The organism is Parageobacillus caldoxylosilyticus (assembly GCF_019272935.1).
Lineage (GTDB): Bacteria > Bacillota > Bacilli > Bacillales > Anoxybacillaceae > Saccharococcus > Saccharococcus caldoxylosilyticus.
Map to the genome: position 1 here is coordinate 323,152 of NZ_CP040553.1, position 12,281 is coordinate 335,432.

Genomic DNA, 12,281 nt, shown 5'->3' on the forward strand with positions numbered 1-12,281 from the left:
TTATGCAAGAGGAAGAAAGTCTAGACGGAAAACGACTAAACTTTTTATTCCCCGTACCAATCGAGGAAATTCTTTCGCGAAGAAAAAAGCAGCGTAAGGAAATTTTATAGTGGAAGATGATTTCTGATGCGGTGCTTCTTTGCTTTTCATTTTGCCATGCAGAAACCAAGCTGCCTAGACAAAAATATGCGCTCTCACAGCACTATGAAACTCCCTCTGTTTGCTCATACCGGCAAAATGAGGCTTGATCGCTTTCATCCCCCATCTGCCCTCGGCTTTGAGATGGGGGCTTCTTGACTAACCTTCCATTCACAAACGCGAACAAAGGAAATCCACAGCTTTAGCCATCGAATCAATGATGCCCATCCTTTGAATGCTCCCTTTGCTTCGCGCGGATCCATTCTACTACAAAAAATTGGTAAACGGAAATACAAGTGAAGAGATAAGCAATTCCTAACAAAAACCCTGCCAAAACGTCAGACGGATAGTGAACTTGAAGGCTTAAGCGGCTAAGCCCTGTCAATAACGCAAAAAGACCGAAAAGGAAAAAAATCACCCACCGTTGAGACGCTTTCTTTACCTCTTTGCTTAGAAAGTACGCGATTAACAACAAATAAATGCTGCCGACCATTGCATGGCCGCTCGGAAAGCTAAACCCATGCACCCCTTGCGCAAACGGCGGCCGCGCCCGCCCAACAAGATCCTTGATGAACGTATTCAGCCCGTAACCGCCGCCGACAGCGGCCAACACAAGCACCATGCCATAATAATCGCGCTTGCGAAACCATAAAAACAACAAGAGAATGATGCTAAAAATGCCGATGGTGTAATTGTTGCCTAATACAGTAAAGCGGTCAAGCCAGCCCCACGCGCCAAATAATTGCAACAGCCGCTGATCGATCGCATTGGTTGCTCCCGCCGCCACCGCAGCCCATATGGAAAGAAACAGGAGAAAAACAACTGCAGATACGGATAGAAGACGTTTGTTCATATTCATGCTCCTTGCTTTTGTGATGATATTTATCTAAATTATACTCAACTCTGGTCATTTGTTAGATAAAATCCTATAATCACTGTACTGGAAAAAATTATATAACATAAATTTAAAGTCGAATAAAATAAGATGACATGAACCCGATTGCTTGTTTAGAGTAGATGTGTCACCATGCCATCCTACAAGGAGGTTCATGTCTTACAAATAGACTACCGCTTCACCCAAAATTTACGGTTGCGAAATAGAAGATTTTACCCATTTCACACTATCTTTCTTCTCTTCATTCACTAAAAGCTGGAATACATCTGGTCTTGAATAATGCCCTACTACATCAAAATCAAATTGGCTATAGGCGATGTCACGCAAATCCAAATCAGCTATAAGAATGTCTTCCTTGTCATAGACAGGTTCCTTAATATAGTTTCCTAATGGGTCTACAATGGCGCTTCCTCCAGGGCACATCTCGTGAGGTGATGACGCCAATTCTTCATAGCAGGCTAAATCAGTCGGGTACATATCCTTCGTGACATACTGATTGCAGGATAGTACGAAACATCTTCCTTCCGCTGCAATATGGCGAATCGTAGACTGCCACAGTTCTCTAGCATCTGCCGTCGGAGCGATATAAATTTGAACCCCTTTGGCGTACATTGCTACTCTCGCTAATGGCATATAGTTCTCCCAACAAATCAACGCCCCTATCCTTCCATATGGAGTATCGAAAACAGGCAAAGTGCTTCCGTCCCCCTCCCCCCAGATGATTCGTTCAGAGGCTGTAGGTTTTAGCTTTCTATGTTTTCCAAGCAAAGTGCCGTCTGGTCCAAAAAATAAAACACTGCAGTAAAGAGTGCCTCTACTAAACTCATTGTCTCTTTCAACTACACCGATAACGAGATAAACTCCAGCCTTACGGGCTGCTTCTCCTAACATTTCGGTTGTTTCACTTGGTACAGCTACGGAATTTTCCCAGTAACGAAGCCAGTCTCTTCGTCCTTCTGGAGAACGGCTTCCGACACTCGTTCCAAAAGTAAGCCCTCTTGGATAAGCTGGAATAAAAGCTTCCGGAAATACGACGATATTTGCGCCTTTTTCTGCAGCTTGTTGCGTTAGCGAAATCGCTTTTTCCATACTTGCTTTTCGATCCATAATCACGGAAGCAGCTTGCACAACAGCTACTCGCACGTTAGATTGTTGGTTGGTCATTTCGAACCCCCTCTTATTCCTATTTTTTATAAAATTTTCTTTTTAATCATTAGTTGCTTATGTATGGTTCAAAATGCTTGCAAGCGCCCTAATTCCAATTATTACTAATAAGATCAAGCTCCTTCTTCATCGTTTTTCCTGAACGCTAGTCTATTCATGTTTATCTTTTGATAAAAACAACTTTTGTTTTTAAAAATTTAGATAAATCTTATTATACTTATTTTAGCTGATTTTGGGAGGAAGATGCCACCAAATAATGTAATAAAAGAAAAAACAGAGAAGCAAAAAGCTTCTGTCCTTTGTAATAGCGCTCGATTGAAAAGGTATCTTGCTTGTTTCGGATGGAGACAAGTACATTTTTTCTGCCCAAGCAAATTGCCCCTTCTCTCCTAATCCACAAGGTAAAAAATCCTTCCCGAAAGCAAAAACGCCGCTCCCCTTGTTAAAAAAAGGGATCACGGCATTTTTAAGTGAAAATAGTAATCTCCCAATCCATTAATTTTCTGAACTTCTGCGCGACCAAATTAGGCAGGTTCTGACGTGCTAGAGAGTTTTTCCTATACCAGCGTGCAGGCGCTCACTCCTGCCTCTGTTAAGTATCATGGGCAAACACCTCATTGGCGTTTAGCGAGCTGTCGGCTTGGTTCAAAACCGTTTTCCACTTCATCCCGATGACTCAAGTCTCGGACTTTCGTGGTTAGTTATCCTGTAACCTCACCCCGTCCTCTCTTTAGAATGCCTTATACAAAATAACGAACAAAATGATCCGTTCGATTTTCGGGCTAGGCGGCTTGTCAGCTTTCAACAATATTCACTCTTTCATCATATCGCGAGTTGACCTTTTTCGTTGTATCAGGTACAAACATGCTTAGTACCAAGGAGAGAGCGAGCCCGGCCATCATGAATCCGCCAAATACCCATGGCGATGGACCAAATGTATAAGCCTTTTGCACAGCCGGACGGCGTAACAATCTCCCCCCACCTCACGTGATTGAACTCTTTTTATATTAATCACAGAAAATTAAAATTAAAGTTAAAATTGAAAAATACGTCAAAAAAAGTAGAAATATGTTATAATACCGAATTGCTTGGCATTTTGAACTAATTGCATAAGAGAGAGGAGACGTCATGAATTTACTTCAAAAAAAGTCAATTACCCACTTGTTAAGTCAAAAGAAAACATTGCAGAAAACATTGGGTGCCTATGATTTAATATTGCTTGGTATCGGAGCGATTGTTGGGATCGGCATTCTTGTGTTGACAGGTGTCGCAGCAGCAAATGATGCAGGTCCTTCGATTATCTTTTCGTTCATGCTGGCAGCATTGGTGTGTGGATTTATAGCGCTTTGTTATGCAGAAATAGCATCGACTCTTCCTGTTTCCGGAGGTGTCTATACGTACGCGTATGTGACAATTGGGGAAGTAGTTGCACATTTAATAGGATGGACGCAACTTTTAATTTATGTTTTGTCCGTTGCACTAGTGGCAAATGGATGGTCTGCGTATTTTCGCTCATTGTTAGAAGGATTTCATTTGCATATCCCGAAAATGTTAAGTGCAGTACCTCAGCAAGGCGGAATGGTGAACTTGCCGGCTGTCTGCATTATTTTACTGATGACATGGGTGCTGTCAAAAGGTGTGCAAGAAAGTAAGAAAGTGAATAATGCGATGGTAGCCATCAAATTATCCATCATTTTGTTGTTTATTATTGTCGGAATATTCTATGTTCGGCCGGAAAATTGGGATCCATTCATGCCGTTTGGGTGGAAAGGAGTTCTCGCAGGAACTGCTACGGTGTTCTTTGCATTTTTAGGATTTGATGCAGTTGCAACTGCAGCAGAAGAAGTGAAAAAACCGCAGCGCGATTTGCCAATCGGCATTATTGTTTCTTTAATTGTGTGCACGCTTTTATACGTTATTGTTTGCTTAGTCTTAACAGGAATGGTTCCATATCATTTATTAAATGTTTCCGACGCGATGGCATTTGCGCTTCATGCGGTCGGACAAAATTTTGCTGCAGGTGTCATATCAGTTGGAGCAATCGTCGGCATTACAACAGTTATATTTGTTTATCTTTACGCAACTGTGCGCGTTCTGTTCTCTATGAGCCGCGATCGTTTACTGCCAAAACCGTTCTCAGTGGTTCATTCACACTCTCAAGCACCTGTTTTTTCGACATGGATTGCAGGATTTACTGGAGCAGCAATTGCTGGATTTATTGATTTGAGAGTTTTGTCCAACTTAGTCAATATTGGTGCTTTGTTAACATTTGTGATGGTTGCCTTATCCGTTATTGTGCTGCGCAAAACCCATCCAAATCTGCAAAGAGGATTTAAGGCACCGCTTGTTCCATATCTTCCAATTTTGACGATTGCGTGTTGTATCTTCTTAATGACTCGCCTTGCACTTGAAACATGGTTGTATTTCTGCGTTTGGATGATGATAGGCTTAAGTATTTATTTTATCTATAGAACGAAGCGCAAAAAAGATTCATACCAAGAGCAAGCGCATATGATGAAAAAAGCAAACTAAAAAAACAGGATCATCCTAAGTTATAAAAGGCCAATGGATATATTTGTATCGTGCAGTTGGTTCCGAAGGGAGTACCATTGATTTTTATTTAAGCAAAACAAGAGAGCAAAAGGCTGCAAAGCGCTCTTAAAGAAAGCTTTGCAGTCTTTTTTTGTTTCTTATCGTCGATAAACATTTAGCGTATCGAGTAGCTATTCAACAGCTAAAAAACAATCAAAAGATGTCTGAAGCTATCCAAATAAGACAGATTCGTCATCTAAACAACATCGTTGAACAGGATCACCGTTGCAATTAATAAACGAGTACGCTCCATATTGGGATTCAAGTGATTTCAAACAGCTACTTGCATATTAAGTGGTGCTAAAGCGATGCACACGATGAAAAAAGACCAGTTTATCAAGGGACGAAGTCAGCCTAAAGTAAAAAACTGTTTCACATCGCATCATAATCCGTAAGTTAGCAGGAAATTCATGTCCTATATTTTTTGTAATTGCTTTGCACCGGAACCAAATAAAAACAGCCTAAGTTTTGTCTTAGACTGTTTTTACTATTGCCTTATTCGCAATTAGTCTGTTTGGCAGCATATTGCTTTTCTCAATGAAAGTTACATTTTTCCAAGAAAAGCTTTTGTCATTTCCAGACTAATTCCCCATCAGCCACATCTACATTTCTTATGGTAGATTTCAATAAAAAGGCCGTATTCATACTACGTTAAACGTTTTTTAAAAATTAAATTCTTGTTGTTAATTTGTCATTCCATACAGGGGTTCTTTTTTCAAAGAATGCCCGAATTCCTTCTACAGCATCAGGATGTTTGCTGTTTAAAGCAATGACTTCTGTTGCATAATTTAAAGCCTGGAAATCTTCCATATTAAGTTGTTGATAGAACATTCTTTTACCTATCTCAATAATATTTAAACTTTGTTTAGTAACATCTTTGGCTAACTTTTCTGTTTCCTCATCTAACATGTTTGGAGGGACTACCTTATTTACCAAACCAAGTTCCAAAGCTTCTCTGGCAGAAATTAAATTCCCTGTAAACAACATTTCGGCTGCTTTTTTTCTACCTATATTCCGGCTTAAAAATACTGCTGGTGTACTACAAAATAAACCGCTGTTAATACCCGGTGTACCAAATCTGGCATTTTCACTTGCGACAGCCATATCGCTTATAGCTACCAATTGACATCCAGCTGCAACAGCTACCCCTTCAACCTTTGAAATAACAATTTGTGGTATTTCTCTAATTCTTCTCATCAGGAGTTGGCAAGTCTGGAAGAGTTTTAGTACTTCGTGTGCACTCATATTTTCTATTTCACGTAAACTATGGCCAGAACAAAATGCTTTTGTAGATCCTTCAATCACAACGACCTTTACTTCTCTTTTTTCAGCAACCTCTTGAAGAAAAGAGTCTAATTCTTGGAGCAATTTTAATGATAAAGCGTTAAACTCTCTTGGATTTTGTAATGTTACATAGGCAATATCCTCATTTTTCCGAACAGACAAAAATTCCATGTTTTCCCCTCCTGTTACTTGTTGTTATGCTTATAAATAACATAATTATTTTTCATTTGTCAATCAATAATCAGAATATAAATAATATTTATTATTTTAAGATGATTTTTCTAAAAAAAGCGGACTCTTATTGTTATTTTTAAGCCGATGATAAAATGGTTCTTACACTAATTGAAGGAGATAACTTTCTATTAACTACATAGAAAATAAAGGAGGTTCGTAACAATAATAACAACGATTAACTTTTCTTGGCCCCCTCTGATTAAGCTATCGAGCTACTAGATATGTCTGATGCTGATGATCGTTTACGTTTAACGGTAAAAAGCTCGGCGCTTGCACAGCGATTTGCAGGCAGTAAAAATTTGAATGCGACAAACTAATCTATTTGTAAAGGGATTCAGCATTTATCTAAAGGAAGAATATATGAGGAAATGGGGTCGACACCATGTGAACACTATGTAGACACGAGATCGACATTTTAAAGACTTTGCTCTTGGTAACAGTTTTTCTGTTACTATTCTATTATATTCTTAATGTTCAGACTTTTTACTAAACGTGTTGCAAAACGCATAAATACACGTAAAAACCCACACCTTGGAAATCATATACATGAACCCAAAACTAAAACCAAGGGGTGGGCACGATCATAATTTTCAAATTGGAACGGATTTCTGTCTTTTTGAAAACAAGATTTAACCAATGGTTGTTTGGATTTCGTCGTGAGATTGAACGGGTATTTAATAATTAAAGACTGATGGGTTGGAACAGCCGTGACAATATGGATTTCATTGGCATTTACATCATGTATTATGTTGCATACTTATCCATAATTCCGAATATTTAATCTAATTTTACAACACTATCATTGTTGCTTGCTCCAATGGATGCCTCTTTTTTAGTCATAGATCTTCCCAAAATTAAGGTAACGATTGCTGCAAGGGCAAGCGATAATGCTAAGAAATAAAACCCAGCGTGAAAACTTCCGGTAGCATCTTTCAATACACCGAAGAATTTCGGCCCATTATACCCACCAAGGTTTCCGATAGCATTTTGTAAACCGAGAGCAGCACCAGCGACTCCAGCCGGAATAATTTCGGTTGGTATTGCCCATAGTGGACCGTATGGTGCATAAACGCCAATAGCAGTAATAGACAGGAGAATCATTTTCCATATAGGCGATTCAACAAACTGTCCTGCTACCATTGTACAAGCGGCAATCAGTAGCGGCACCACCACATGCTGTACACGGTTCATGCGTCGGTCAGACCAATAAGAATTGATAATCATTCCAATTAAAGCACTCGTAAAAGGAATAGCTGTTAACCATCCCATGATGGCTGAATCTGCCGTAAATTCCCCAACAACGCTTGGCACCCATAATGTATAACCGTAAAATCCGGTCATCCATAAAAAATACATGATCACAAGTCCCCATACGGTTTTATTTTTAAATGCTGCAGTGTATCCTTCAGATTTGACAGCTTTGTCTTGCTCAGCCGCCAACTTACTTAATAGTTGCTTTTTTTCGTTCTCATCCATCCAATTTGCTTCTGATGGTCTATCTTTAATGATCATATACCACACAAATGCCCAAATAATTGGTGGTATACCTTCGAAAATCAATACCATTTTCCAGTTAAAATACTTTAATAAAATGCCTGTCAGTGGCGCCATAAGCATGGCTGAAACTGGCAAACATGCCATCCAAAATGCATTCGCCCGAGCCCTTTCTTGGATAGTAAACCAGTTAGCAAGAAGAACAAGAACTGCCGGCCAAACACCACCTTCCGCCACTCCTAACAGGAATCGTACGAGTTTAAGTTGTCCCTCGGTTTGAACAAGTCCAGAAGCCATTGCGGCTAATCCCCAAAGAATCATTAAGATAAAAATAAACTTTTTGGCAGACCACTTAGTAGCAAGGATACCGCCTGGGATTTGAAGAATTAAATATCCAACAAAGAATATGCCAGCTATATCACCTGCTGCGGAAGCCGAAATATTCAAATCTTTTTGTATATAAGGCATTAAAACACCAATGTTGATACGGTCCATATAAGCAAGCATATACATAATAAATGCAACCGGAATAATTCTTAACCATTTTGATGATCTCATAAAAAGTGCCTCCTATATTAATGGGGGAATATTATGAATTTCTTGTATATAACTAGATTTTTGATCATAGAAGTAACCGCTTTCAATATTCGTAATGAGAAATAATCGGAAAAGAGTATATCTCCGATTATTTCTCCATAGGTTTATGCCTTTTGCGGAGCACGGAACTTTCCAGCATACCTAGCTGCAACTTTTATGCATTCTTCCATGCTGATTGATACCGCAATTCCTTTACCAGCTATGTCAAATGCCGTACCGTGATCAACGGATGTGCGAAGGAATGGCAGTCCATTTGTAATTGAAATTGTTCGTTCAAAATCAGTCATTTTAGCTGCAATATGCCCTTGGTCATGATAAAGTGAAAGCACAGCATCATATTTTCCAAGCAATGCTTGATGGAAAACAGAATCAGCAGGAACTGGTCCAACAGCATTGATCCCCTTTTCAACGGCCATTTGAATTCCTGGAATAATCTCGTCTATTTCTTCTCTTCCAAATAAACCATTTTCTCCACCATGTGGATTTAACGCCGCCACCGCAATTTTTGGATTTTCAACTCCCAGGCGTTGCAACGCTTTATCACAGCGAATAAGGTAATCATAAATACGTTCTTTTGTCATCGCAGCAATGGCATCTTTTAGTGAAAGATGTCTAGTTAAAAAGAAGATCCGCATATTTTTAACTTCAAACATTGTCAGTGGATCGTCAGAGTTTGTCAATGCCGCTAGTATTTCTGTATGCCCAATAAACGGTACATTTGCCGCTTTCAAGGACTCTTTGTTTATCGGCGCTGTAGCTATGGCTGACACTTTTCCATCAAGGGCCAATTGCACAGCAGTTTCAATGTATTCGTAAGCTGCCTTTCCACATTGAGCCTGGACTTTTCCGATTTCAAGAGACTCTACATCTAAATTATCTAATGAAATAACATCTATCGTTCCATATTCGTATTTTCCATCAGAAGGTTCATTAATTTCATTGATTTTTAGAGAAACACCGGAAAACTCCATAGCATTTTCCAACAATTTAGAATGACCGATTACAAGCGGAAAACAAACTTCGTATATTTCTGGATTATTCAGAGCTTTTACCGTAATTTCCGGACCAATCCCTGCGGCATCTCCCATTGGAATTGCAATAATGTGTTTAGTTTGCACTGACATTTCTTACACTCCCTTTATCAGTAATTTTCATTTGTAAAAATCTTAAACTTTTATAAATAGATCGCTGATCCCCAATCATTCCACCTTTTGTTACAACTGGCAGACCATCTAAATATCCTCCGGAAAAGTATCCAAATGATGTTAATGGCAGCACTTCATCTTCAAGCTCAATACCATTTGCTCTGCCTACAGCGCATAGAGAGGCTGTTACATCTCCGCCGCTTGAAAAGCATCCAGCAATTGGATATTTAGAGTTTTCGATAATTTTTCGACTTATTACAGCAAGCCCATCTGTAATTCGTTTTGCTAAAGCATCCTCAGATACTTGTTCCATTTCCGATAACGCTTTCAAGTTAATTAATTTATTTCCTGGATGGTAAGTAGTAACAATTAAAATATTTTCTTTTTCTAACAGTTCTAATCCGGCAGATACTGCACGATCTACCTCTTCTCGCCAGCTATCCGTAAAGCTAGCTAACTTTTTCGGGTCTACATATACTGGATTGGCATTTGTTTTAGATAAGAGATAGTGAAGCTGACGTCCAGTTAAAGATGTCACGCTTCCGATAACAGCTAATAGCTTTTTCGAATTAACCTCTTGATGTAAATATAGACGTGCATAATAAGCTGTTAAAGGTCCTGAATCAACTGGAATCATGTTTTTATCCCGAATCTTTGTCATAGCTAAAGCAATGGATTCAATATGCTCGTCATTTACCGCATCAATAACCACAATTCGATATCCTTGTTCTATTTTTTCCTTTAGTTTATTTGTAATCGTCTCTACTCCAGAAAGAACAATATCTAAACCTATCAAAGAGACGGGATAGTTACTTTGCTTTTTTATTACATCTGGAACAAACGATTTATCAACTGGCATCACTGGGTCTTTTGCCACATCCGTTTCTTGAACGGGGACGCCGTCAACAAGCAAATATCCACCTGTTGTGATTCTTCCTGAGTCTGGAAAAGAGGGAACAACTACGGCAATCGAATGTTCACCCAGTTCATTCAAAACAGTATCAATCTCTAAGCCAATATTTCCACGAATTGTACTGTCAATTCTCTTACAAAATACTTGAACGTTCCATTGTTTGAGAATCTGCACAGCCCTGCGAACACGATTTTCTGCGATCTCCTTTGGCGAATATCTGCTATCTGTATCAATGCAAATAGCATCATACTTATCGAAATTTGGAAAAGGAGCATGTTGAACAACTGTAGCTGTTTTGAACCCCTGTTTTGCTAATCTCACGCCAGTTGCATTAGCTCCTGTCAAATCATCTGCAATAACACCTACCCTCACTTTCCTGATCTCCCTTCTCCCCCAGTTCATATATCTCTCTCCGCATACACTGAAGTCATTGTTAACACCTATTATTTACGTCAAATTACGGTCTCCTTCTGCACGAAATCGTTTTCACCCATATAAATTCATTTTCATTCTCTATAACATCTTCTATGTTCTCTTTTTTCAACGTCCATCATCGTTTTGATTCATCTTTTAGACTCCTTAATATTTCGTCAAATTAATTTGTTTTTATAAATTTTTTTGAAACTAATCCTCCTCCACACGGTAAATCGCTACATATTCTTCATAATTGTTTTTATCTTCTTCACTTAAACCAGAATCCGTAATAATCCCCTCTAATCTCGAAAGATCACAAACAAACGAAAAAGCTTTTTGATTGAATTTACTAGAATCTGCAAGTAGCCACGTAGTTTCAGCAGCTTGAATCATTAGCTTTTTAATCAGAGATTTTTCAAAGGTTGGAGCTGTCACTCCTGACTTAATATCAATAGCATGGGCACCTAGAAAAAAAACATCAGCATGAATGTTTTTTAAAAGCTCTTGAGTAGGCCACCCATATAAGGTACCAACCCTATTTTGAAGCTCTCCTCCCGTCACTATTACCTTCAGCTTACTTTCAGTCAATTCAGCTGCAATCTTGATATCGTTTGTAATGATAGTCAAGTCTTCCCTGCCTTTTAAAAGCTTCGCAACTTCCATCGTTGTAGTCCCTGAATCTAAAATGATATTTGCACGCTCTGGAATGAATTCAAGGGCTTTACGAGCAATTGCTTTCTTTTGCCGAATATTTTTTCCCTTCTTTGCTAAATATGGAGTTTCCTGAATTAAAGCTTTTGGATAAATGGCACCTCCATGGGTTCTTACAATCTTCCCCTCCTCCTCCAACTTGGCTAAATCCCTTCGAATTGTCATAGTGGAAACATTTAACTGTTTTGATAACTTCTCAATGTCAACTTTCCCTTGATTAATAATTTCTAATTCAATCCAACGGCGACGTTCACTTGGTAACATCATAACCTTTCCTTTATAATTTTTTGTTCATTTTTAACATCTTTTGTATATAATTATGTTAATTTTGTTCAGATTTGTCAATATAAAATTTATATAAATCGAAATAATTCCACTATTCAAACTACAGGTAGTGAATTTGATGGAAAACAACACAAAAAGGATGTTTTCTTTTCTAGAACCCCTGTTTATGTGAAAGGGGAAAATAAGCAAATACGATTTCCCTTCATAAGTTGTTAGAAGGATAATACATTTTTCTGCTTTTTAATCATGGAGATTACGTTGTGAATCAGACAAAACACATGGATGGACATCCTCTCCTCTATGAAAAGTGCCCGAGATATATGTGTTGCTTCGCCTTTGCCAGACGTAATCCCGTTCGGATTCATTATTGTCAAATGGGACATCGGATTGCGAAGAAATCGGAGTACACAGAATT

General features: G+C 38.7%; 9 protein-coding genes and 2 pseudogenes. 3 read left to right on the forward strand and 8 right to left on the reverse strand.

Annotated elements, in window-relative coordinates; all coding sequences use genetic code 11:
* Nucleotides 1–352: 352 nt before the first annotated feature.
* From BV455_RS01740 to BV455_RS01750, 3 genes are all read right to left on the reverse strand, one after another.
* Nucleotides 353–991, reverse strand: coding sequence for a phosphatase PAP2 family protein (locus BV455_RS01740; RefSeq protein ID WP_042411884.1), 639 nt, complete (start codon nucleotides 989–991; stop codon nucleotides 353–355).
* 231 nt (nucleotides 992–1,222) lie between these two features.
* Complete coding sequence (locus tag BV455_RS01745) at nucleotides 1,223–2,197, reverse strand: carbon-nitrogen hydrolase family protein (RefSeq protein WP_218687675.1); 975 nt, start codon at nucleotides 2,195–2,197, stop codon at nucleotides 1,223–1,225.
* Nucleotides 2,198–2,991: 794 nt separating this feature from the next.
* Nucleotides 2,992–3,168 (reverse strand): hypothetical protein, encoded by a 177-nt coding sequence (locus BV455_RS01750; RefSeq protein ID WP_155835601.1) that lies wholly within the window; start codon nucleotides 3,166–3,168, stop codon nucleotides 2,992–2,994.
* A gap of 157 nt (nucleotides 3,169–3,325) precedes the next feature.
* Between BV455_RS01750 and BV455_RS01755 the strand changes: the two genes are divergently transcribed.
* On the forward strand, nucleotides 3,326–4,729 hold the full coding sequence (locus BV455_RS01755; RefSeq protein ID WP_183363839.1) for an amino acid permease: 1,404 nt from the start codon (nucleotides 3,326–3,328) through the stop codon (nucleotides 4,727–4,729).
* Between the two features lie 22 nt (nucleotides 4,730–4,751).
* Nucleotides 4,752–5,184: pseudogene (locus BV455_RS20195) on the forward strand (DDE-type integrase/transposase/recombinase); the annotation flags it as partial.
* A 274-nt stretch (nucleotides 5,185–5,458) separates the two neighbouring features.
* On the opposite strand, the gene BV455_RS01770 reads toward BV455_RS20195, so the two are convergent.
* Nucleotides 5,459–6,244: an enoyl-CoA hydratase-related protein gene (locus BV455_RS01770; protein ID WP_017437667.1), complete on the reverse strand. Its 786-nt coding sequence runs from the start codon at nucleotides 6,242–6,244 to the stop codon at nucleotides 5,459–5,461.
* Nucleotides 6,245–6,911: 667 nt separating this feature from the next.
* On the opposite strand from BV455_RS01770, the pseudogene BV455_RS20745 reads away from it, so the two are divergent.
* Nucleotides 6,912–7,093: pseudogene (locus tag BV455_RS20745) on the forward strand (ISNCY family transposase); the annotation flags it as partial.
* Here BV455_RS20745 and BV455_RS01775 read toward each other — a convergent pair.
* The 4 genes from BV455_RS01775 to BV455_RS01790 all read right to left on the reverse strand — a co-directional run bounded on the left by BV455_RS01775 (nucleotide 7,085) and on the right by BV455_RS01790 (nucleotide 11,845).
* Nucleotides 7,085–8,359: an MFS transporter gene (locus tag BV455_RS01775; protein ID WP_017437668.1), complete on the reverse strand. Its 1,275-nt coding sequence runs from the start codon at nucleotides 8,357–8,359 to the stop codon at nucleotides 7,085–7,087. The pseudogene BV455_RS20745 and the gene BV455_RS01775 overlap by 9 nt on opposite strands.
* Nucleotides 8,360–8,502: 143 nt before the next feature.
* Nucleotides 8,503–9,522, reverse strand: a complete 1,020-nt coding sequence (pdxA, locus tag BV455_RS01780) for a 4-hydroxythreonine-4-phosphate dehydrogenase PdxA (RefSeq protein WP_017437669.1) — start codon at nucleotides 9,520–9,522, stop codon at nucleotides 8,503–8,505.
* A complete protein-coding gene (locus BV455_RS01785; RefSeq protein ID WP_017437670.1) occupies nucleotides 9,506–10,828 on the reverse strand; it encodes a four-carbon acid sugar kinase family protein in 1,323 nt (440 codons plus the stop codon). The genes pdxA and BV455_RS01785 overlap by 17 nt, the downstream gene beginning before the upstream one ends.
* Nucleotides 10,829–11,080: 252 nt before the next feature.
* A complete protein-coding gene (locus BV455_RS01790; protein ID WP_218688008.1) occupies nucleotides 11,081–11,845 on the reverse strand; it encodes a DeoR/GlpR family DNA-binding transcription regulator in 765 nt (254 codons plus the stop codon).
* Nucleotides 11,846–12,281 lie beyond the last annotated feature (436 nt).

Excerpts from the sequence above, each read along its gene's own strand:
- BV455_RS01775 (WP_017437668.1), bottom strand. The coding sequence starts at position 8,359 with ATGAGATCATCAAAATGGTTAAGAATTATTCCGGTTGCATTTATTATG.
- BV455_RS01745 (WP_218687675.1), bottom strand. The coding sequence starts at position 2,197 with ATGACCAACCAACAATCTAACGTGCGAGTAGCTGTTGTGCAAGCTGCT.
- BV455_RS01770 (WP_017437667.1), bottom strand. The coding sequence starts at position 6,244 with ATGGAATTTTTGTCTGTTCGGAAAAATGAGGATATTGCCTATGTAACA.
- BV455_RS01740 (WP_042411884.1), bottom strand. The coding sequence starts at position 991 with ATGAACAAACGTCTTCTATCCGTATCTGCAGTTGTTTTTCTCCTGTTT.
- BV455_RS01790 (WP_218688008.1), bottom strand. The coding sequence starts at position 11,845 with ATGTTACCAAGTGAACGTCGCCGTTGGATTGAATTAGAAATTATTAAT.
- BV455_RS01755 (WP_183363839.1), top strand. The coding sequence starts at position 3,326 with ATGAATTTACTTCAAAAAAAGTCAATTACCCACTTGTTAAGTCAAAAG.
- pdxA (WP_017437669.1), bottom strand. The coding sequence starts at position 9,522 with ATGTCAGTGCAAACTAAACACATTATTGCAATTCCAATGGGAGATGCC.